Source organism: Amycolatopsis iheyensis (assembly GCF_024703995.1).
GTDB lineage: Bacteria > Actinomycetota > Actinomycetes > Mycobacteriales > Pseudonocardiaceae > Amycolatopsis > Amycolatopsis iheyensis.
Genome location: NZ_JAMXQV010000008.1, coordinates 89666 through 111034 on the forward strand (window position 1 = coordinate 89666; position 21369 = coordinate 111034).

General features: G+C 72.2%; 22 protein-coding genes. 11 read left to right on the top strand and 11 right to left on the bottom strand.

Annotated features, from left to right (window positions below; all coding sequences use genetic code 11):
- Window positions 1–274 precede the first annotated feature (274 nt).
- Window positions 275–1879, top strand: a complete 1605-nt coding sequence (locus tag M8542_RS17040; RefSeq protein WP_257921151.1) for a DEAD/DEAH box helicase — start codon at window positions 275–277, stop codon at window positions 1877–1879.
- A gap of 101 nt (window positions 1880–1980) precedes the next feature.
- Window positions 1981–3156 carry an 8-amino-7-oxononanoate synthase gene (locus M8542_RS17045; protein WP_257921152.1) on the top strand — a complete coding sequence of 392 codons (1176 nt, stop codon included), beginning with the start codon at window positions 1981–1983 and terminating at the stop codon, window positions 3154–3156.
- Window positions 3157–3431: 275 nt separating this feature from the next.
- Here the strand turns inward: M8542_RS17045 and M8542_RS17050 are convergent, their stop codons facing one another.
- Window positions 3432–3866: a GNAT family N-acetyltransferase gene (locus tag M8542_RS17050; RefSeq protein ID WP_257921153.1), complete on the bottom strand. Its 435-nt coding sequence runs from the start codon at window positions 3864–3866 to the stop codon at window positions 3432–3434.
- Between the two features lie 19 nt (window positions 3867–3885).
- Complete coding sequence (locus tag M8542_RS17055) at window positions 3886–4698, bottom strand: S1 family peptidase (protein ID WP_257921154.1); 813 nt, start codon at window positions 4696–4698, stop codon at window positions 3886–3888.
- A 167-nt stretch (window positions 4699–4865) separates the two neighbouring features.
- Here M8542_RS17055 and M8542_RS17060 point away from each other — a divergent pair, with 167 nt between their 5' ends.
- Together M8542_RS17060 and M8542_RS17065 are read left to right on the top strand one after the other, a co-directional pair.
- Window positions 4866–5729, top strand: coding sequence for a M15 family metallopeptidase (locus M8542_RS17060; RefSeq protein WP_257921155.1), 864 nt, complete (start codon window positions 4866–4868; stop codon window positions 5727–5729).
- A gap of 95 nt (window positions 5730–5824) precedes the next feature.
- Window positions 5825–7219, top strand: a complete 1395-nt coding sequence (locus M8542_RS17065; RefSeq protein WP_257921156.1) for a mycothione reductase — start codon at window positions 5825–5827, stop codon at window positions 7217–7219.
- A gap of 45 nt (window positions 7220–7264) precedes the next feature.
- Here the strand turns inward: M8542_RS17065 and M8542_RS17070 are convergent, their stop codons facing one another.
- The 3 genes from M8542_RS17070 to M8542_RS17080 all read right to left on the bottom strand — a co-directional run bounded on the left by M8542_RS17070 (window position 7265) and on the right by M8542_RS17080 (window position 11334).
- Window positions 7265–9070: a fibronectin type III domain-containing protein gene (locus tag M8542_RS17070; RefSeq protein ID WP_257921157.1), complete on the bottom strand. Its 1806-nt coding sequence runs from the start codon at window positions 9068–9070 to the stop codon at window positions 7265–7267.
- An 85-nt stretch (window positions 9071–9155) separates the two neighbouring features.
- Entirely contained in the window at window positions 9156–10052 is an 897-nt protein-coding gene (locus M8542_RS17075) for an XRE family transcriptional regulator (RefSeq protein ID WP_257921158.1), read from the bottom strand.
- A gap of 52 nt (window positions 10053–10104) precedes the next feature.
- Window positions 10105–11334 (bottom strand): CynX/NimT family MFS transporter, encoded by a 1230-nt coding sequence (locus M8542_RS17080; RefSeq protein WP_257921159.1) that lies wholly within the window; start codon window positions 11332–11334, stop codon window positions 10105–10107.
- A 49-nt stretch (window positions 11335–11383) separates the two neighbouring features.
- On the opposite strand from M8542_RS17080, the gene M8542_RS17085 reads away from it, so the two are divergent.
- The 5 genes from M8542_RS17085 (at window position 11384) to M8542_RS17105 (ending at window position 15349) form a co-directional block, all read left to right on the top strand.
- Window positions 11384–12064: a FadR/GntR family transcriptional regulator gene (locus M8542_RS17085; RefSeq protein WP_257921160.1), complete on the top strand. Its 681-nt coding sequence runs from the start codon at window positions 11384–11386 to the stop codon at window positions 12062–12064.
- A 108-nt stretch (window positions 12065–12172) separates the two neighbouring features.
- Complete coding sequence (locus M8542_RS17090; RefSeq protein ID WP_257921161.1) at window positions 12173–12667, top strand: hypothetical protein; 495 nt, start codon at window positions 12173–12175, stop codon at window positions 12665–12667.
- Window positions 12668–12732: 65 nt separating this feature from the next.
- Window positions 12733–13575, top strand: a complete 843-nt coding sequence (locus M8542_RS17095; RefSeq protein WP_257921162.1) for a DUF4097 family beta strand repeat-containing protein — start codon at window positions 12733–12735, stop codon at window positions 13573–13575.
- A gap of 26 nt (window positions 13576–13601) precedes the next feature.
- Entirely contained in the window at window positions 13602–14546 is a 945-nt protein-coding gene (locus M8542_RS17100) for an ATP-binding cassette domain-containing protein (RefSeq protein ID WP_257921163.1), read from the top strand.
- Window positions 14546–15349, top strand: a complete 804-nt coding sequence (locus tag M8542_RS17105; protein ID WP_257921164.1) for an ABC transporter permease — start codon at window positions 14546–14548, stop codon at window positions 15347–15349. Before M8542_RS17100 ends, M8542_RS17105 begins: the two co-directional genes overlap by 1 nt.
- A 1-nt stretch (window position 15350) precedes the next feature.
- Here the strand turns inward: M8542_RS17105 and map are convergent, their stop codons facing one another.
- The 3 genes from map to M8542_RS17120 form a co-directional block, all read right to left on the bottom strand.
- Window positions 15351–16208, bottom strand: coding sequence for a type I methionyl aminopeptidase (map, locus tag M8542_RS17110; RefSeq protein WP_257921165.1), 858 nt, complete (start codon window positions 16206–16208; stop codon window positions 15351–15353).
- Between the two features lie 23 nt (window positions 16209–16231).
- On the bottom strand, window positions 16232–18025 hold the full coding sequence (locus tag M8542_RS17115; RefSeq protein WP_257921166.1) for a penicillin-binding transpeptidase domain-containing protein: 1794 nt from the start codon (window positions 18023–18025) through the stop codon (window positions 16232–16234).
- A gap of 61 nt (window positions 18026–18086) precedes the next feature.
- On the bottom strand, window positions 18087–18941 hold the full coding sequence (locus M8542_RS17120; RefSeq protein WP_257921167.1) for a GNAT family N-acetyltransferase: 855 nt from the start codon (window positions 18939–18941) through the stop codon (window positions 18087–18089).
- A gap of 100 nt (window positions 18942–19041) precedes the next feature.
- On the opposite strand from M8542_RS17120, the gene M8542_RS17125 reads away from it, so the two are divergent.
- On the top strand, window positions 19042–19248 hold the full coding sequence (locus M8542_RS17125; RefSeq protein ID WP_257921168.1) for a DUF4177 domain-containing protein: 207 nt from the start codon (window positions 19042–19044) through the stop codon (window positions 19246–19248).
- Window positions 19249–19251: 3 nt separating this feature from the next.
- On the opposite strand, the gene M8542_RS17130 is transcribed toward M8542_RS17125, so the two are convergent.
- Together M8542_RS17130 and M8542_RS17135 are read right to left on the bottom strand one after the other, a co-directional pair.
- Window positions 19252–19641 (bottom strand): VOC family protein, encoded by a 390-nt coding sequence (locus M8542_RS17130; RefSeq protein WP_257921169.1) that lies wholly within the window; start codon window positions 19639–19641, stop codon window positions 19252–19254.
- On the bottom strand, window positions 19638–20441 hold the full coding sequence (locus tag M8542_RS17135; RefSeq protein ID WP_257921170.1) for a helix-turn-helix domain-containing protein: 804 nt from the start codon (window positions 20439–20441) through the stop codon (window positions 19638–19640). The genes M8542_RS17130 and M8542_RS17135 overlap by 4 nt, the downstream gene beginning before the upstream one ends.
- Window positions 20442–20522: 81 nt before the next feature.
- On the opposite strand from M8542_RS17135, the gene M8542_RS17140 reads away from it, so the two are divergent.
- Complete coding sequence (locus M8542_RS17140; protein ID WP_003057586.1) at window positions 20523–20777, top strand: hypothetical protein; 255 nt, start codon at window positions 20523–20525, stop codon at window positions 20775–20777.
- Here the strand turns inward: M8542_RS17140 and M8542_RS17145 are convergent.
- A complete protein-coding gene (locus M8542_RS17145) occupies window positions 20766–21359 on the bottom strand; it encodes a class I SAM-dependent methyltransferase (protein WP_257921171.1) in 594 nt (197 codons plus the stop codon). The two genes, M8542_RS17140 and M8542_RS17145, sit on opposite strands and share 12 nt — an antisense overlap.
- Window positions 21360–21369: the final 10 nt, after the last annotated feature.

Consider the following 21369-nt stretch of genomic DNA (forward strand, 5'->3'; position numbering starts at 1 on the left):
ACAACCGGTTACCTCCATGCGGAGGACCAGGCCACCCTCAGGTACTATCGATTCAGACCGCAACCGGCGGCGTGGATGTAGTTGGTGTCCGTCGCCTCCAGAGCTACCGAAAGCTCGCGGTGATCCGTAATCCCAAGCGGCGCGCAGTGTCGGAAAAGCGCAAGACACAGTGTGCCGGGTCCGTCCCTGTGAACGCCCACCGCACACCATCTTGCCCTGCCTGCGCGCGGGGAGCCCGGGCCTCCTTGTGACGAACCACGTCCGAGAGGCATTTGTGACCGTCACGTTCAACTCCGGCCCTTCCTCGACGTCCGCGCGCGCGGACCGTCCCGACCGCAAGCCGCGCCAGCGCGCGGGCGGCGGGGACATGCTGCGCGACGACGCCGTCGAGACCGTGGCCACCAAGACGTTCGCCCAGCTGGGCCTGCCGGAGCCGCTGCTCCGCGCGCTGGCCGACGCGGGCATCAACACCCCGTTCCCGATCCAGTCCGCGACCATCCCGGACGCGCTGGCCGGCCGTGACGTGCTGGGCCGCGCCCAGACCGGCTCCGGCAAGACCCTTGCCTTCGGCCTGGCCATGCTGGCCCGGCTCGACGGCGGCAAGGCCCGCCCGAAGCGCCCCCGCGCGCTGATCCTGGTCCCGACCCGCGAGCTGGCCATGCAGGTGGCCGACTCGCTGACCCCGCTGGCCAAGTCGCTCGGCCTGTGGTGCCGCACGGCCGTCGGCGGCATGGCCTTCGCCCGCCAGGCGGACGCCCTTTCCCGCGGCGTCGACCTGCTGATCGCCACCCCGGGCCGGCTGTCGGACCACGTCCGGCAGGGCACCGCGCACCTGGGCGACTGCAACTTCATCGCGCTCGACGAGGCCGACCAGATGGCGGACATGGGCTTCATGCCGCAGGTCCGCGAGATCCTCGACCTCACCCCGCCGGGTGGGCAGCGCCTGCTGTTCTCGGCGACGCTCGACGGTGACGTCAACCGCCTGGTCCGCCAGTACCTGACCGACCCGGTCACGCACTCGGTCGCGCCGTCGACCGCGAGCGTCGACACGATGGACCACCACCTGCTGCAGGTGTCGCACCAGGACAAGCAGGACATCATCACGCAGATCGGCGCCCGCGAGGGCCGCACGATCATGTTCGTGCGGACCAAGCACCACGTCGACCGCCTCACCGAGCGGCTGCGCGAGCAGGGCGTCAACGCGCAGGCCCTGCACGGCGGCAAGACGCAGGGGCAGCGCAACCGCGTCCTCGCCGACTTCAAGGACGGCCACTCGCCGGTGCTGGTCGCCACCGACGTCGCCGCGCGCGGCATCCACGTCGACGACATCTCGCTGGTGCTGCACGTCGACCCGGCGGCCGACCACAAGGACTACCTGCACCGCGCGGGCCGCACGGCGCGCGCCGGGGCGTCCGGCGTGGTCGTCACGCTGGTCACGCACGACCAGCGGCGCATGGTCAAGCGGATGACCGATCGGGCCGGCGTCCGCGCCGAGTCCACGACGGTCCGTCCGGGCGACGACGCGCTGAACCGCATCACCGGCGCCCAGGAGCCCAGCGGCGAGCCGGTCGTCGAGCGTCGGCGCGAGAACCCGCGTCGCGGCGGCGGTGGCTTCCGCGGCGACCGCGGCTTCGGCGGCTCGGGTCGCGGCGGTTACCGCGGCGACCGTGACCGCGGCGGCGACCGGGGCAGCTACGGCGGCGACCGTGGTGACCGCGGTGGCGACCGCGGCGGGTACCACCAGGGCTCGCGCGAGGGTGCCGGCCACCGCGAAGGCCGTCCCGGCGGTTTCGGCGGCCGCGGCCGTCAGCCCCGCTCGGGCAACGGCGGTGGCTACGGCCGCCCGAGCCGTGGCCCGCGTCGCGGCTACGACAGCTGAGTTTCCCCTTCGGAAGCCCCGGACCTCCGCGGTCCGGGGCTTCCGGCGTTTCCGGGCCCTGGGTCGCGGCCGCGCGAAGCCCGGATGCGAGACTGCGGGACGTGACTACGCCGCCGACGCTCCCGCCCGACGAGGTTTTCGACTGGCTCGACACCGAGGCGGAGAAGCGCGCGAACGCCGGGCTCGTGCGGCAGCTGCGGCCGCGTCCCGCGCAGGCGGACGAGCTGGACCTGGCCGGGAACGACTACCTCGGGCTGGCCCGCGACAAGCGTGTCGCCGGAGCCGCCGCGGCCGCCGCGTTGCGCTGGGGCGCCGGGTCGACGGGCTCCCGGCTCGTCACCGGGTCGACCGAGCTGCACACCGAGCTGGAGCTCGAGCTCGCCCGGTTCTGCGGCGCGCAGGCGGCATTGGTGTTCTCGTCCGGCTTCACGGCGAACCTGGGCGCGGTGACGGCGTTGTCCGGGGCCGAGTCGGCGATCGTCACCGACAAGTACATCCACGCGTCGCTGATCGAGGGCTGCCGGCTCTCGCGGGCCGACGTCGCCGCGGTCACGCACTCGACGCCGTCGGCGATCAAGCACGCGCTTTCGACGCGTCGCAAGCCGCGCGCGCTCGTGGTGACGGACTCGGTGTTCTCGGTCGACGGTGACCTCGCGCCGCTCGAGGAGCTGGCGGGGATCTGCCGCGCACACGGCGCGGCGATGGTGGTCGACGACGCGCACGGCTTCGGCGTCCTGGGTGACGGTGGCCGGGGCGCGGTGCACGCGGCCGGGCTGTCGGGCGCGCCCGACGTCGTCACGACGTTGACGCTGTCGAAGTCGCTCGGGGCTCAGGGCGGGGCGGTCGTCGGGCCGCGGCGGGTGATCAAGCACCTCGTGGACACGGCGCGCAGCTTCATCTTCGACACCGCTTTGGCGCCCGCTAGCGCGGCGGCCGCGTTGGCTGCGCTGCACGCGTTGAAGGAGGAGCCGGGGCTGGCCGGGAAGGTGCTCGAGAACGCGGGCAACCTGGCGATGTCGTTGAAGGCGGCCGGGTTGACGGCGAGCGTGCCGGACGCGGCGGTGATTTCGGTGCAGGCGCCGTCGGCGGAGACCGCGGTGGCCTGGGCGGCGGCGTGTGCGGAGCAGGGCATCCGCGTCGGGTGCTTCCGGCCGCCGTCGGTGCCGGACGGGATCTCGCGGCTGCGGCTGACGGTGCGGGCCGACCTCACGGAGTCCGATGTGGACCGTGCGGTGAAGGTGATCACGGCGACGGCACCGCGAGGCGCGACCTCCTGAGCCGTACCCGGACGGTCGGCTCGCGTACCCGCACGGTCGGCTCGCGTACCGGACGGTCGGCTCGCGTATCTGGACGGTCGGCTCGTGTGCCTGGACAGTCGGCTCGCGTGCTCGAACCCGGAACTCGCGTGATTCGAGGCCGAACTCGCGTGATTGGGGCCGGAACTCGCGTGATTGCGGCGGAACTCGCGTGATCAGGCGGGCTTCTCGTGTGATTGGGGAGGCATCACGTGTGATTGGAGGGGCATCATGCGTGATTGGGGGGTCGACTCGGGTTAGGTCGGGAGGCGGCGCATGCGGATGTGGGGGATTCCGTCGTCGTCGGCGTACTCTGCGCCTTCCGCTATGAAGCCGTAGCGCGCGTAGAAGCCCTGGACGTACGTTTGGGCGTCCAGGACGTACTCGCCTGGGACCGTGAGGGCCGCGTCCATCAGGCGGGCCGCCAGGCCGCAGCCGCGGGAGGCCGCCGCCGTCACCACTCGGCCGATGCGGCGGATGCCGCCCGGGTCGGCCAGCACGCGCAGGTACGACGTCACGCCCGTGGTGTTGGCGAACCACAGGTGCCGGGTGTCCGGGTGCAGGTCACGGCCGTCGAGCTCCGGGTACGCGGCCTTCTGCTCCACCACGAACACGTCCACGCGCAGGCGGAGGATGTCGTGCAGCTGGGCGGCGGTCAGTTCGGGCCCGGTCGCGTCGTGCAGGGTCGGCATGGTCCCTGCTTACCACGCGTCAGAAAATGCGCGACTTGGCCTGGGCCTGGATGTCGTCGACGTACGCCGACACTCGCGTGTAGACGCCCGGCTTGCCCGCTTTGCCGCAGCCGTCGCCGAAGGAGACGATGCCGATCAGCGTGTCGCCCACCACCAGCGGGCCGCCGGAATCGCCCTGGCAGGCGTCGACGCCGCCCTTCTCGTAGCCCGCGCACACCATCGTCTTCTGGTCGTACATCGAGTAGTCGGAACGGCAGTCACTGTCCGAGACCACCGGGACCTGCGCGCTGCGCAGGTAGTCGGACCGGGCGCCGCCGTCGGCGACGCGGCCCCAGCCCAGCACCGTCGCCTGCGTGCCCGCGCTGTATGCCGCGGCGTCCCCGCTGTCCGGCAGCTTCGCGGGCCGGTAGTCCAGCTGACCGCGGACGGTCAGCACCGCCACGTCGTCGCCCTGCGTCGGGTCGCTGTAGCCCTTGCTGATCCAGATCTTGGACACGCTCAGCACGTCACCCTCGTCGGTGCGCTTGTCCTCGCGGCCGGCCACCACGTGCATCTCCTGCTTCGCGACCGCCTTCGCGCAGTGCGCGGCCGTCGCGACCGCGGTGGAGCTCACGATCACCGCGCCGCAGAACTGGTTGCCGCCGCCATCGGTCAGGTACACCGCGTACGGGTGATCCGACAGCGAAGCCTTGTCGCCGCCGACAATGCGGGGCTGGTTCGCCGAAGCCGGGTCCGCCGACGCCGCGCCGGCCACGACCGGGACGACCACCGCGGCGACGGCGAGGAGCGCGCCGCTCGCGAGCAGCAGGGTACGACGGGACTTCACGGCCATGGGTTCTTCCCCTCTTCACAGCAGCACAGGGCAACAGCACTCGGCACCCGGACGACTCCGGTGCGTGAACGATGCGCGCTCAATACCCTAATCCGAGGGGGCCCAAAACGGTGTCACTGGAACGGGTGGACTCCGCGCTCACGCACCGCCTCTGCGAAGCTGGAGGAATGCGACGGAGAGCGACGATCACCGCCGGGGCGGCCATGGCCCTGCTCCTGGCCGCGTGCACGTCGGAAGGGCCGTCGACGCCGCAACCCGCGCCCGTCACGCCCCCGCCCGCCATGACCGTCACCCGGACCACGACCCCGCCGCCCGTGACGTCGAAGGCCCCGGTTGTCACCTGGCAGGTGGGTGCCCGGCCGCTCCCCCGCCGCCCGGACGGGTTCGGCGAGATCGAGCCGACGCCACCCGAACTGGTGAACCGGGCACTTCCGACAAAAGACCTCCTGCCGCCACCGGCCGGCGGCAAGTACGCCTCGACGATCAGCGCGGTGCCCGCCGACGTCCTCGCGCGCAGCACCTGGCAGCCCGCCTGCCCGGTCAAGGCCACCGACCTGCGCTACCTCACCATGGCGTTCTGGGGCTTCGACGGCCGCGCGCACACCGGCGAGATGCTGGTCAACGCCACCGGCGCCGCCGGGATCACCAGGGTCTTCGGGCAGCTCTTCGCGGCGCACTTCCCGCTCGAAGAGATGCGCGTGACCAGCCCCGCCGAGCTGACCGCGCCGCCGACCGGCGACGGCAACACCACCAGCGCGTTCGTCTGCCGCCCGGCCCGCGGGCAGACGAGCTGGTCGGCGCACGCCTACGGGCTCGCCGTCGACGTCAACCCGTTCTGCAACCCCTACACCCAGGGCGACCTGGTGCTGCCCGAACTGGCCTCGGCCTACCTCGACCGTTCGCGCGCGAAGCCGGGCATGGTCCTGGCCGGCGACCCGACGATCCGCGCGTTCGCCGCGATCGGGTGGAGCTGGGGCGGCGCCTGGACCAGCCCGAAGGACCGGATGCACTTCACCGCCAACGGCCACTGACCACGTAATACGACGTTAAGCACAATGGGGAACACCGGCCTCGCGGCGACGGTTGGCTAGGGTGAGTCGACCGGACCTAGCCCGCGGAGGATGCAGTGCCCCACTACGACCTGGTGATCGTCGGGACGGGATCGGGGAACTCGATCCTCGGCCCGGAGTTCGCCGGCAAGAAGACGGCGATCGTGGAGAAGGGCACCTTCGGTGGCACCTGCCTGAACGTCGGCTGCATCCCGACCAAGATGTTCGTGTACGCCGCCGACGTCGCGTACACGCCTTCGCACAGCGCCAAGTACGGCGTCGACGAAGAGCTGAAGGGCGTGCGCTGGCGCGACATCCGCGACCGGATCTTCGGCCGGATCGACCCGATCGCCGCCGGTGGCGCGGAGTACCGCCGCAGCCACGAGGACAACAAGGACGTCGACGTCTACGAGGGCACCGCCCGCTTCACCGGGCACAAGGAGCTGCGGGTCAGCTTCGCCGACGGCCGCCCCGACGAGGTGCTGACCGCCGAGAAGTTCGTGCTCGCCGCCGGCGGGCGGCCGGTCATCCCGGACATCCCGGGCCTGACCGAGGTCGGCTACCACACCTCGGACACGGTGATGCGGCTCGACGAGCTGCCCGAACGCATCGTCATCCTCGGCGGCGGCTACATCGCGGCCGAGTTCGCGCACGTCTTCGCGTCCTTCGGCGTGCAGGTCACGCTGGTGAACCGGTCGGGGCGGCTGCTGCGCTCCGAGGACGAGGACGTCAGCGCGCGGTTCACCGAGCTGGCTTCGGAACGCTTCGACGTCCGCCTCGAGCGCAAGACCGTCCGGGCCCGCAAGACGAGCGACGGCGTCGCGCTGGACCTCGAAGGGCCCCACGGCGCCGAGACCGTCGAGGCCGACCTGCTGCTGATCGCCACCGGTCGCAAGCCGAACTCCGACACCCTCGACGTCGCCGCGACCGGAGTGACCACAATGGACAGTGGGCACGTCGTGGTCGACGACTACCAGGAGACGGTGGTCGAAGGCATCTACGCGCTCGGCGACCTGTCCTCGCCGCACGAGCTGAAGCACGTCGCGAACCACGAAGCCCGGGTGGTCCAGCACAACCTGACGCACCCGGACGAGCGGATCACCGCCGACCACCGGTTCGTGCCGCACGCGGTGTTCACCCACCCGCAGGTCGCCTCCGTCGGGCTCACCGAGCAGAAGGCCCGCGAAAAGGGCGTCTCGTACGTGACGTCGAAGCAGGACTACGCCGGCATCGCCTACGGCTGGGCGATGGAGGACACGACGGGCTTCGCGAAGCTGCTCGCGGACCCGGCGACCGGCAAGCTGCTGGGCGCGCACATCATCGGGCCGCAGGCGTCGTCGGTGATCCAGCCGCTGATCCAGGCGATGAGCTTCGGCCAGGACGCGCGAAGCATCGCCCGCGGGCAGTACTGGATCCACCCGGCGATGCCGGAGCTGATCGAGAACGCCCTGCTCAACCTGCCGCTGGACTGAGTCACCGCGGGCCGAGCGGGGTGACCGCCCGGCCCGCGGGAGTCCTTACAGCGTGACCGACCAGGTGTCGAGGGTGCCGGTGTCACCGGGCCCGTAGTCGGTGACGCGCAGCTGCCACTTGCCCGAAGCCGGGGCGGCGACACCGGGCACGGTGAACGTGTGGGCGCCACTCCACGGCGTGCAGGTGCTGCCGCCGCTGTACTTCAGCGCGTACGCCCGGCCTCGCGGGTCGAGCAGCGTGATGCCGAGGTCTTCGGCGCAGGTGTGGCGGATGGTCAGCGAGACGCCGATCGTGGCGGCCGCGCTGCCGGTGAGCGTCGACGTGATCGGGCTGAAGACCTGCTGGTAGTCGCGGATCGCGTAGTCGGTGTCGTTGGTCAACGTCCGGCCGCCGCCACCGGCCTGGGTCCGCGCGGCCACCGCCTCGCTCGCCACGGAGGCGTTGCCGGCCGCGTCGTGGGCCTTCACGGTGAACGTGTAGGCCGTGTCCGGAGCCAGTCCGGTGACGGTCGCGGAAGTCCCGGCGACGCTCGTGGCGAGGGCGGAACCGTTGTAGACGTCGTAGCCGGTGACGCCGACATCGTCCGTCGACGCGTCCCACGCGAGCGAGACGCTGCTCGACGTCGCGCCGGTGGCACGCGGGTTGCCCGGCGTGCTCGGCGCCGTCGTGTCGCCGGTGCCGCCGCCGGTGACCAGCGTGAGCCCCCACTTGCTCAGCGCCTCGGCGACCGGCTGGAACAGGGACAGGTCGCCGTCGGAGGGGTTGTCGACGCACTGGGACGGGCCGCCGTCGTGCAGGCCGGTGGCCTTGTCGCCGAGCAGCCAGCCGCCGCCGGAGTCTCCGCCGAGGGAGCACGCCGTCGTCCAGGTGAGGTCGTCGATGACCAGGCCGCCGCCGTAGTCCACGGACTTGTGCGTGTACTTGACCTCGCCGCACTGCCAGTGCGAGGTGTTGCCCGAATGGCAGACGCGGTCGCCGACCATCGCCTCGGCCGCGCCCGACAGCGTGACCGCCGGCTGGCCCCACGTGTTCACCGACGCGGACAGGTTCCAGCCCGCCTCGGTCACCGCCACGACACCCATGTCGCCTTCGCGGCCGTTGACGCTGTGCGTGCCGCCGACGTTCGACGTGCCGATCTTGTTCTGCTGGCCCGAAGCGCCGTACGCGGCTTGGTCGCGGTCGTTCGTGCAGTGGCCCGCGGTGAGGAAGTGCTTGGCGCCGGCCGGATCCGTGACCGGGAAGCCGACCGAGCAGTTGCTCTCGCTGCCCGGCCACCACGGGTTGCCGGTCTGGATCGTGCCCGACTGCTGCCGCGGCGAGGAGGACGTCTCGGTGATCCGGACGCCGATTTCCCGCACGCGGGAAAGGAAGCTTTCGGTCGCCGCGGTCGTCTTCGTCCGGTCGACGTCGACGCCGACCTCGTTGGCGCGGACGTCGACGCCCCAGCCGTAGACACCCGGCACGCCGGCGCCGACCAGGGTGCGGACGGCCGCGTCGGTGCGGTCGAGGTCGGCCTGGCTCCGCGCGACCACTTTCGCCGCCGCGCCCGCGGCCCGGGCCTGCTCGGCGGCTTCGGCCGACGTCACGGCGACGGTCAGCTTCCCGGCGGCCGCGTCGAACCACTGCCCGGCCGACCGCGCGCGCACCGAAGCGGGCAGTGCCGCGGCCAGCCGGTGGGCGTCGTCCTGGGCGGCGAGCTGCGCGCGGGCCTGGTCCGCGGTGAGCCCGAAGGCGGCGGCGACGCCGGCGACTTCGGCGTCCGGGTGGCCCGGCGCCGCTTCGGCGGGCGTCAGGCCCAAGCCGAGCGCGGCCAGTGCGGCCGCGCTCGCGACGGAAACGATTCTGCGCATCGGTTTCTCCTCGGATCGGCGAGTGGAGTGCGCAGACCGTAGAACGGTGTGGTCACCGCATTGAAGATCCGGAAGTCCTTAACAGTTAACTGGCGGGCCATTCCCATTCGAAGCCGTACCGGCCGGGCCCGAAGTTGAGCGCGACCCCGTGCACCGCACCGGCTTCCGGGACGACGTCGGCGGGTTCGCCGGGCTCCGCGAACCGGTGGCACACCGCCGGAACCGCCTCGGGCGAGAACCGGATTTCGAGCACGTATTCGCGGACCGGCAAGCGGAACTTGCGTTCGTAGTTCGTCGCGACCGGGTGTGGCGCGCGATTCACGAGCGTGTGCTCGGTGAGCACCGTTTCCCCGCGCAGGAGCGGCCGCCCGAAAAGCAGTTCGACGACGAGGAGGCCGTCTTCCGGCCGGTGCACGCTGCGGCCCGGGTGGCAGCCACGCAGGTCGCGCAGCTCCGGCAGCGGCCGGTCGTGCTCGTCGATGTGCAGGATCACCACCCACCGGTCCGGGCCGTCGGCCTCGGCGCGCAGCACCTGCCGCGACCGGATCTCCAGCTCCTCCCGGCCGGGACCGACGAGGACGACGTCGTGCTGGCTCAGCCGGGTCAGCCGCTCGTCCCACCGGATGTCCACATCGGACACCGCGGCGTCGATGCGCCGGCCGTCCGGCCAGAACCGCCCGATCTCCGCGGGCGCGGACCGGCGTGCCCGCGGCGGCCCGAGCAGCGCGACGAGGGCGCCCGCCGGCACTTCGAGGACGTCTTCGAGCTGTCGCAGCCCGCGCACCGAATCCCGCCGCTCGGGGCGGCTGCGGCCGGACTGCCAGTAGCTCAGCGTCGCCGTCGTCACCGTCACGCCGCGGACCCGCAGGTGCTCGCGCAGCCGGTCGAGGCTCAGGCCGCGGGCACGGATGGCCGCGCGCAGGGCCGCGTCGAACGGGCCCTCGCGCAGCAACGTCCCGAGGTCCGGCAGCGGCACGGCCACCCGGTGAGCATAAGTCCCGCCGGCTCGGGCGAACCGCGTTAACTGTTAAGAATCAGACGAACCGGCGGCGGCCGGCGAGCGCGCCGAACACCATCTGGACCACCAGCAGGACCAGGAGCATGGCCAGCGGCACCGGCCAGCCGCCCGCGACGTCGTGGAGCAGGCCGAAGAGGAACGGCCCGAGCGCGGCGAAGAGGTAGCCGAAGCCCTGTGCCATCCCGGACAGCCGAGCGGTGTCGGCGCCGGTGCGCGCCCGCAGCGCGATCACGGTCAGGGCCAGGGAGAACACGCTCATCCCGAGGCCGGCCAGCAGGCTCCACAGCAGCGGCGACCAGGACGGGGCCAGCATCAGCCCCGCCGTCCCGGCGAAGCCGAGCACGCTGAGCGTGACGATCCAGGTGCCCTGCCCGCGCCGGCGCGCGGCCATCGGGGCGACGAACAGGCTGATCGGCACGGCGATCAGCGAGACCAGTCCCATCAGCAGCCCGGCCTCGTCGCGCGGCACGCCGGCGTCCATCAGGACCTGCGGGAACCAGCCCATCGCGGCGTAGGCGTAGAAGGCCTGCAGGCCGAAGAAGCCGGTGACGACCCAGGCGAGGCGGCTGCGCAGCAGGGAGCGGCCGCTGTCGGCGGCGTCGACGTGCCGCGGTGTCCGGCCGGTCCCGCGGGCTGCGAGAATCCACGCCAGCAACGCGACGACAGCCAGCACCACCCAGGAACCCAGCGCCGGGCGCCAGCCGCCGAAAGCGTCGCCGAGCTGAGGGGTCACCGCCGACCCGAGGGCGCCGCCACCCTGCAGCGCCGCGGTGTAGACGCCGGTCATGAGACCGATGCGGGCCGGGAAGGAGTCCTTGATGACGACGGGGATCAGCACGTTGACCAGGGCGATCCCGGCGGTGGCGACGAGCGTGCCGCCGAGGACCACGGCCGGGCCGTCGAGCACCCGCAGCACGAGCCCGGCGCCGAGCGTGGCCAGCGCGATCGAGATGGCGGCGCCGATCCCGGCCCGGCGGGCGAGCAGCGGCGCGGCCAGGCCCGCGCCGGCGAAGCAGAGCGTCGGCAACGTCGTGAGCACGCCCGCCCAGACCACGGAGACGCCCAGGTCGGCCCGCATTTCTTCGAGCATCGGGCCGACGCCGGTGATGGCCGGACGCAAGTTGAAGGCGGTGAGCACCACGGCGATCGCGAGCAGCGCCCCGGCGGCGACCACGCCCGGCGTCCGGATCTCCACGGCGCCGTCCAGCTCGGGTTCCAGGGCGGATTCTCGGTGTTCGACGCGCATGACCAGTACTATCGCATACGTAGGATGATTGGATGAAGGGATAACTGCTGTGCCTCTGGCCACCACCCGCCGGGCCGGCCTCGTCGACCAGGTCATCGAGCAGCTGCGGACCGCGGTCCGGGCCGGCGAATGGCCCATCGGCGAGCGCATCCCCACCGAAGCCGAGCTCGGCGAACAGCTCGGCGTCGGCCGCAACACCATCCGCGAAGCCGTGCGCGCGCTCGCGCACACGGGCCTGCTGGAGGTCCGCCAAGGCGACGGCACGTACGTGCGCGCCACGAGCGAGGTGTCCGGCGCGATCCGCCGCCTCTGCGGCTCGGAGCTGCGCGAGGTGCTGCAGGTCCGGCGCACCCTCGAAGTCGAAGGCGCCCGGCTCGCGGCCGCCGAGCGGACCGACGAGGAGGTCGCCGAGCTGCGCGCCCTGCTGGCCCGCCGCACGACCGAACTGCGCGAAGGACGCTGGGAAGACTTCGCGCGCACGGACGCCGAGTTCCACTGCACGGTCGTCCGCGCGGGGCACAACCAGCTGCTGACCGAGCTGTACCGGGGCCTGACGGAGGTCATCACGGCGAGCGTCGCGGCGACGTCGAGCATCACGCCCGGCGCGGAGCACGTGCCGGAGATCGGCCACGAAGGCCTGGCCGACGCCATCGCCGAGCGCGACGCGGAGCGCGCGGCCGCCGAAGCGTGCGGCTTCCTGGACGAGCTGTTGGCCCGCATCGAGCACTGACTGGCACCGCGCCTGAGCTGCGAATTCGCGCTCGGCGGTGCCACCGTCGACCCCTAAGGGTGCCAATTCAGGGTTGTCGTGGCACCACTGTGGTGCCACAGTAGTGCCATGGACCTGACGCCCTTCGTGGACGAGCTCCGCCGGGAGCTCGCAGTCGCCGCCGAGGCGGCCGGTGAGGAAGCCGTCGCCCTGGCCGAACGGCTCACCGCGCCGCTCGAATCGGCGATCCGGCTCACCTTGCTCGACGCGCTCTCGGCCGCGGCCGACGAAATCACCCGCGACCTCGCACCCGGCTCCGTCGAAGTCCGGCTTCGGCGGCGCGAAGCCGAGTTCGCCGTCGCCCTGCCGACCACGCCCGAGCCGGCCCCCGCCGAGACACCGCCGCCACCGCCGCCCGAGGCCGAGGACGGCGCCGTCGCGCGGATCAACCTGCGCCTGCCCGAGCAGCTCAAGCAACGGGTCGAGGAGGCCGCGAACCGGGACCTGCTCTCGATCAACGCCTGGCTCGTCCGGGCCGCGAACGCCGCGCTGGGCCCCGACCGCGCCCGGCCCACCCAGCGCCGTTCGGTGTTCGGCGAGAAGTACACCGGCTGGGTTCAGTAACAGCTTTTCCGTTCACTTCTCCGACCTGCGGAGGCTCCACCACAGCACCCCAGGAGGGCGCAGCCATGCCTGTTTTCCCCACCCCCGAGCCGATTTCGGCCACGATCGACGTCAGCGTCGCCGACGTCCGGATCGTCGCCGGCGACCGCCCGGAAACGACCGTCGAGGTCACCCCGGCCGACCCGGGCGACAGCGAGGACGTCAAGGCCGTCGCGAAGACCCGCGTCGAGTTCGCCGGCGGCGAGCTGCTGGTCAAGGGCCCGAAGTACGTCACCAAGCTCTGGGGCAAGGGCGGCGCCCTGCACGTCACCGTCGAGCTGCCGGCCGGGTCGCGGATCACCGGCACCGCCGCGATGGGCGACTTCCGGGTCGGCGGCCGCGTCGGCGACAGCCGCTTCAAGACGTCCGTCGGCGACATCCACCTCGACGAAGCCGCCCGGCTCGAGGCGAGTACAGCGACCGGTGACGTCACCGTCGACCGCGCGACCGGGCACGCGGAGATCGGCACCGGCTCCGGCGAGCTGCGGATCCGCGAGATCGACGGCACCGCGGTGCTGAAGAACTCCAACGGCGAGACCCGCGTCGGCGAAGTGACCGGCGACCTGCGGGTGAGCGTCGCCAACGGCGACATCCTCGTCGACCTCGCCCACGCCGGCGTGCACGCCAAGACCGCGTCCGGCGACATCCGGCTCGGCGAGGTCGTGCGCGACCGGGTCGTCGTCGAAACCGCCGTCGGCGAGATCGAGGTCGGCATCCGCGAGGGCACGGCCGCGTGGCTGGAGCTGAACTCGCTGACCGGCTCGGTGCGCAACACGCTCAGCGCCGCCGACGGCCCGAGCGCCAACGCCGAGACCGTCGAGGTCAAGGCCCACACCTACACCGGCGACATCGTCATCCGCCGGGCCTGAAACCGTTACGAGACAAGGGGAACTCCATGTCAGACGCCATCGTGGCCGAAGGGCTGGTCAAGAGGTACGGGAGCGTCACCGCGCTCGACGACCTGTCGCTGACGGTGCCCGAGGGCACCGTGCTCGGCGTGCTCGGGCCGAACGGCGCCGGCAAGACCACCACCGTCCAGATCCTCACGACCCTGCAGAAGCCGGACGCCGGCCGGGCGACGGTCGCCGGGTTCGACGTCGTCGACGACGCGCCCGAGCTGCGTTCGCACATCGGCGCGTCGGGGCAGTACGCCGCCGTCGACCTCGAACTGACCGGGGCGGAAAACCTCGAGATGGTCGGGCGGCTCTACCACCTGGGCACCAAGCGCGCCAAGGCCCGCGGCCGGGAGCTGCTGACCCGCTTCAGCCTCGACGACGCCGCCGACCGCCCGGTGAAGACCTACTCCGGCGGCATGCGACGCCGGCTCGACCTGGCCGGCGCGCTGGTCGCGAACCCGCCGGTGCTGTTCCTCGACGAGCCCACCACCGGGCTCGACCCGCGGGCCCGCACCGAGCTGTGGGACGTCATCACCGAGCTGGTCGCGGGCGGCACCACGCTGCTGCTCACCACCCAGTACCTCGAAGAGGCCGACCGGCTCGCCGACAGCATCGCCGTCGTCGACCACGGGCGCGTGATCGCCCGCGGCACGGCCGACGAGCTCAAGGACCTCGTCGGCGGGGAGCGGATCGAGCTCACCGTCGGCACGCACGACGACGTCGTCGTCGCGCAGCGGGCGCTGGCCCGGCTGGCCAGCGGCGAGCCGCAGGCCGAGGGCTTCCGGCTCACCGTGCCCGTGTCCCACGGCGCGAAAGCGCTTACCGAAGCCCTGGCGCTGCTCGCCCTCGACGGCGTCGACGTCCGCGACGTCGGCGTCCGACGCCCCACCCTCGACGACGTTTTCCTGACCCTGACCGGACACGACGTGAAGGAGGCCGTGTGATGAACGCGGTGCAGCTGGCCGTCACCGACGGCGTGACCGTCGCCAAGCGCAACTCGATCAAGATCCTGCGCTCGATGGACCTGCTCGGGTCCATCGTGTTCATGCCGGTGATGTTCGTGCTGCTCTTCGGCTACGTCTTCGGCAGCGTGATCGACATCCCGGGCATGTCGTACCGCGAGTTCATGCTCCCGGGGATCTTCACCCTGGCGGTGGCGATGGGCAGCATCGTCACCGGCTACGGGCTGACCGACGACCTCCAGAAGGGCATCATCGACCGGTTCAGATCGCTGCCGATGTCCCCCGCCGCGGTGCTGATCGGGCGCACGACCGCGGACCTGATCCTCAACGTGACGAGCCTGCTCATCATGGGCCTGGTCGGCCTGCTGGTCGGCTGGCGCATCCACACCGGTCCGCTGGAGGCGCTCGGCGGTGTGGTGCTGCTGCTCGCCTTCGCCTACGCGCTGTCGTGGGTGATGGGGACGCTCGGCCTGGCCGTGCGCAAGCCCGAGGTGTTCAACAACGTGTCGAGCGTGGCGATCTTCCCGCTCACCTTCCTGGCCAACACGTTCGTCGACAGCGGCCGGCTGCCCACGCCGCTGCGGGTGATCGCGGACTGGAACCCGGTCTCGGCGATCACGCAGGCGGCGCGGGAGCTGTTCGGCAACACCAGCGCGTCGATGCCGGTGCACGACGTCTGGCCGATGCAGCACGCGGTGCTGGCTTCGGTGCTGTGGATCGCGGTGCTGCTGGTGGTCTTCGTGCCGCTTTCGGTGCGCTGCTACAAGAAGGCCACCAGCCACTGACTCACGGCAGCGTGAGGATCTCGCTGCCGTCGGCCGTCACCACGAGGGTGTGCTCGAACTGGGCCGTCCACTTCTTGTCCTTCGTGGTGACGGTCCAGTCGTCGGCCCAGATGTCGTAGTCGATGGTGCCGAGCGTGATCATCGGCTCGATCGTGAAGGTCATGCCCTCCTCGATGATCGTGTCGACGGAGGGCTCTTCGTAGTGCAGGACCGTCGGCGGCGTGTGGAACGCCGGGCCGACGCCGTGGCCGGTGAAGTCGCGGACGACGCCGTAGCCGAAGCGCTTCGCGTAGGACTCGATGACCCGGCCGATGACGTTGAGCTGCCGGCCCGGCCGGACCGCCTTGATCGCCCGCATCGTCGCCTCGCGGGTGCGCTCCACCAGCAGGCGCGCCTCCTCGGAGACGTCGCCGGCCAGGTACGTCCCGTTCGTGTCGCCGTGGACGCCGCCGATGTAGGCGGTGACGTCGATGTTGCAGATGTCGCCGTCCTCGATCACCGTCGAGTCCGGGATGCCGTGGCAGATCACCTCGTTGAGCGAGGTGCAGCACGACTTCGGGAACCGGCGGTAGCCCAGCGTCGAGGGGTAGGCGTGGTGGTCGAGCAGGAACTCGTGCACCACCTGGTCGATGTCGTCGGTGGTGGCACCCGGCTTGACCGCCTTGCCGCCCTCTTCGAGGGCCTGCGCCGCGATCCGGCTCGCGATCCGCATCGCCTCGATCACCTCGGGCGTGCGCACGCCGTTGCCGGTGTCCCGCTTCGGCGCCGGCTTGTCCACGTACTCGGGACGGGCGATGGAACTGGGGACGTCACGGCGCGGCGTCTGGACGCCGGGAACCAGCGGGGCACGAACGGACATGCCCCCACCTTACGACGGTCCGCTCAGCCGATCCCCGCCAGGAACCGGTGCGCGGCCTGCACCGCCGGTTTCGACGACCCGGCCTCGGTCAGGAGCACCGCGAACGCCAGGTCGCCGCGGTAGCCGACGAACCAGCCGTGCGACTGCGAGCCGTCGCCGAACTGGGCGGTGCCGGTCTTGCCCGCGACGTCGGGAAGGTCGCGCAGGCCGGTCGCGGTCCCGTTGGTGACGACCTCGCGCATCATCCCGCGCAGGGCGTCGAGGACCTCGTCCGAAGGCGGGTCGCCGACGTTCTTCGTCGCCGCCGGCATGCCCTTGACGATCGAGGGCGTCGGCACCTTCCCTGCCTGGACGGTCGCCGCGGCGAGCGCCATGCCGAACGGGCTGGTCACGACCGTGCCCTGGCCGAACCCGTTCTCCGCGCGCTGGACGGCCGAGTCGCTGGCCGGGACCGCGCCGGTGACCGTGGTCAGCCCGGGGACCACGAAGTCCGCGCCGATCCCGAAGGAGCGGGCCGCGTCGGTGAGCGCCGACGACGGAAGCCCGGCGGCCAGACGGGCGAAGGTCGTGTTGCAGGAGCGCGCGAACGCCGTCTTCAGCGGGACACGGCCGAGGTCGAACCGGCCTTCGTTGGGGATGACGCGGTTCTCGACCGTCGTGGTGCCGGGACAGTCGACCGGGCTGCCGGCTTCGACGTCGCCCGCCGAGAGCGCGGCCGCCGCCGTGACGATCTTGAACGTCGAGCCCGGCGGGTAGCGGCCGGACAACGCCAGTGAGCCTTCGTTGTCCGCGGCGTCGTTCTGCGCGACGGCGAGGATGTCGCCGCTGGAGGGCTGGATGGCGACCAGCGCGGCCGGGTAGGGCTCGGTGGCCAGGGCCTTCTCGGCGGCGGACTGGACCTTCGAGCTGAGCGTGCTGGTGACCGCCGGGCCGGGGCGCGGCGGCTCGGCCTTCAGCTCGGAGACCTCGCCGCCGGTGACGTCCCGGGTGACGATCCGCCAGCCCGCGGCGCCGGCCAGCTCCTGCTCGACCAGCGCGCGGATGCCCGGCAGGACCTGCTGGCCCGACCCGCGCGACACCGGCAGCAGCCGCTCCTGGCTGGCGAACCGGACGCCGGGCAGGTCGTAGATCACCGGCTTGACCCGCTGGTAGTCACCGGCCCGCAGGGTGATCACCGGGTAGGCGTCGCCGGGCTTGGTCTTCGTCATGCCGTCGAGCACCGAGCGGCCGGTGACCGACGGCTCGAACCGGTGCAGTGCCTTCGCGAGCGAGCCGGCGACGGCACTCGCGTTCCCGGTCTTCTGCGGGTCGACCACCACGCCGATGACGGTCTGCGGGCGCATCAGCGGCACGCCGTCGCGGTCGAGGACCGGCGCGGTCTCCGGCAGCTGCGGCAGCACGCCGAGGGTCTGGCCCACGGCCAGCTGCGGGTGCACGACCGTCGGCTGCCAGTGCACCTGCCAGCCGTTCTCGGCCGCGCGCAGCTGCGCGTCGGCGCGGTAGCTCCAGGTGCGGCCCTGGGAGAGGTGCCAGGTGAGCTGGTAGGACGCGGAGACGGTGTCGCCAGCGGGCTCCTTGACCGTTTCGTCGTCGACGTCGAGCGACTCCGGCTCGAGCACGCCGCGAACCTGGGAGAGCACGGTCCTGGCCGCGTCCGGTGAGTCGGTGTTCGCGGCCGCGGCGGCGACGTCCCCCGACGCGACGGCGTCCAGGAAGGCGGACAAGGCGTCCTCGGGCCCGTTGCCCGAGCAGCCGGCCGTGGTCGCGGCGGCGAGCAGCAGCACCGCGAGCGCACCGCGGCGTCGACGTGCACTCATGGCGGGATGATGCCTGGTCAGCAGGGGTGTCCCAGGCCCGAAACGCCGCCACGGAAGAGTGTTAGAACAGCACCGTCGCGTACTGGCCGACCTGCTGGAAGCCGATCTTCCGGTAGGCCGCGAGGGCGGGGGTGTTGAAGGCGTTGACGTAGAGGCTGGCGGTGCGGCCGAGCCCGCGCACCAGCCGGTTCACCACCGCGGCGGTGCCGGCGGTGCCGAGGCCGTCGCCACGGCGGTCGGGGTGCACCCACACGCCCTGGATCTGCCCGACGGTCGCCGACATCGCGCCGATCTCGGCCTTGAAGACGACTTCGCCGTTCTCGAAGCGGGCGAACGCGCGCCCGGCGCCGATCAGCTCGGTGACCCGGGCGCGGTAGCTCGCGCCGCCGTCGCCGCTGCGGGGGTCGACGCCGACCTCTTCGATGAACATCGCGACGGCGGCGGGCAGGTACCGCTCGAGCTCGTCCGGCCGGACCGGCCGCACGAGCGGATCGGCGGCGACGAGCGGCATCGCGTCGAGGGCCATCAGCGGCTGGTCGTCGCGGATCTCGCGGGCCGGGCCCCACTCGTCGGCGAGCTCGTCCCAGAGCCCGAGGACCTGCTCGGCCGGGCCGACGAGCGAAGAACAGGTGCGTTGCCGCCTCAGTGCCCGGTCGGCGAAGGAGCGCAACGCGGGGGCGTTGCCCCTCAGGGGGATGAGGTTGGGCCCGGAAAAGCACAGCCCTTGGAGCCGCCCGGCACGAACCGGACGGCTGTCGGCGGCCCAAAGCTCGCCTCCGAGCCGCCACGGATCGAGACCGGCAGCCTCGACCCGGGCGCTGACCATGCAGCTGCCCACCGGGTCGGCGGCGAGCGCGGCACGAACCGCCGGATAGTCCCGATCATCGAGCAGCCGTGCACCTGCAAGCCGCAACACGGGCTCCAGGGTGCCAGATTCGGCCCGTAAACGGAACGCGAGGCCCTGGACACGGTGAGATGAACACCCCGGCCGGCGGTTCGCGGGCAGAATCGGGCGTATGCAGCGGTACACGTACAAGGTCGTCGAGGTCCGGGAGAAGCTTCTCGGCGGCAAGATGTCGGGCGACAAGCTCGAGAAGCTCCTCAACGACCACGCGGCCGACGGCTGGCAGCTGAAGGCCATCACCTCGGCGGAGGTGAAGGGCCGCGTCGGGCCCGGCGGGGTCGACGGACTGCTGGTCACCTTCGAGCGGCCGGTGCGGTAGGCCTCAGGCGCCGCGGTAGCTGCCGATCGTCCAGGCGTTGCCCTCCGGGTCGCGGAGGCTGAACGTGTGGGAGCCGTAGTCGGTGTCCGTCAGCTCCGCGGTGACCTCCGCGCCCGCGGCCTTCACCCGCGCGTGGATCTCGTCGACGTGGTCCGACACCACGTACACCGCGCCGGTGCCGGGCTTCATCGCGTCGTGGATCCCGTCCGGGCCGCGGACGCTGCCCAGCATCACCGCGCCGCCCTCGGGCCAGCGCAGCTCCGCGTGCGCGATCAGGTCGCCTTCGGGCACCACCAGCGTCTCGGTGAAGCCCAGGACGTCGACCAGGAAGCGGACGGCCGCCGGGGCGTTGTCGTAGCGCAGGGCGGGCCAGACGTTCGGTTCAGGAGTCATGCCGACGAGTCTTGCCCGGCCACCGCCTCCTGGTCTTGGAGGAACGGGAGCTCCTCGGCGATCCACGTCCGCGGAGTGCAGCCGGCCAGGGCACGCCACTCGTTCGTCAGGTGCGCCTGGTCGTAGTAGCCGCATTCGACGGCCAGCGAGGCCAGGTCGGTGTGGCCGAGCCGCAGCAACCGCCCGGCCCGCTCGAACCGCAGCACGCGCGCCGCCTGCTTCGGGGCCAGGCCCAGCTCCGCGCGGAACCGCTCCCCCAGGTGCCGCCGGCTCCAGCCGACCTCGCCGGCCAGGTCCGCGACGCGCACCCGCCCGTCCGCGCCCCGCATCCGGCGCCACGCCTCCCCCAGCTCGGGCGGCGGCGCCAGCGGCGCCACGGCCCGGGCCGCCAGCACCTCGTCGAGCAGGGCGAACCGCTCGGCCCAGGTGAGCTCGCTCAGCCGCTCCGGCAGCGATCCCAGGCCGAAGTCGGCGAGGTCGGCCACCTCGCCGCTGAGCTCCGCCGCCGTGACGCCGAACAGCGTCCGGACGCCCAGCGGGTCGAGCTCCAGCTGCAGGCCCTCCTGGACGCGGTCCTGCCGGATCAGGACCGCGCTTGTGTGCAGCCCACCGACGAGTGCCTGCAGGCTCCGCCCGGCCATGCGCACCGGCCCGGCCAGGCTGATGACCAGCGTCACGTGCCGGGACGGCAGGCCGCGGTGGACGGCCAGCGTGACGCCCTCCTGCGCATACCCGACATAGCGCGCGACCAGCGGCCGCACCACCGGGTGCGGCTGGTGGATCGCCCAGGTCACGCTCACGAACGCCAGCGTAACCGGCACCACCGACGGTTCCGGGTCTGATAACACGGAGGTGCGTCCCCACCGCGGAAGGAACCACCGATGACGATCCAGGAGCAGGCGCAGCAGCTGGAGCTGCTCGCCGACCAGGTGCCGACCGGCATCGCGCTCGCCACCAAGAGCGACCTCGAAGACCTGCAGGCGCAGGTGCTCGGCCTGCTCGGGGAGACGTCGACCGCGACCGCGATCCAGGGCGCCATCCAGCTGGCTTCGCAGCAGATCGACGAGGTCGCGGCCGCGCTGGAGAACGTCCGCCTGCAGATCCGCGACGCCGCCCAGCACCACCTACAGGGTTAGCTCGTAGTGCGAGGCGACCGCCGGCTGGCCCGTGTAGTTGGGGCCGGCCCGGTCGTCCGCGCCGAGGTAGCGGAACGGCAGGGTGCCGGTGAACGGGCCTTCGCGGCGGATCCGGCGCGTCCGCGAGTCGTAGGTGAAGCCGGCTTCGCGCAGCGCTTTCAGGACTCGGCGCGGGCCGCCGGACACCCGGACGCCGGCGGCGTCGAAGTTCGCCACGAACACGCCGCCTTCGCTCAGCCAGGACGCCGCCCGCACCAGCGCGCCCAGCTTGTCGCCGACGTAGTGCAGTCCGTGCACGCAGGTGACGAGGTCGAACCGGTCCTCCGGCCGCCACGTCGTGATCGACGCCGTCTCGAACCGCACCGGCCCGGCCGCGGCGAAGTACCCGACCAGGTCGACGCCGGTGATGTCCAGGTCCGGCCGGGCCGCCGCCGCGTCGAGCAAGGCCCGCCCGCTGCCGCAGCAGAGGTCGAGCCAGCGCGCGCCCGGCGGCAGGCTCAGGACGTCGAAGCCGAGGACGCGCGAGTAGCCGTCCCGCCCGGCCAACCGGCGCTCGCGGTTCATCGCGCGGTTGGCCACCACGGACGACGCC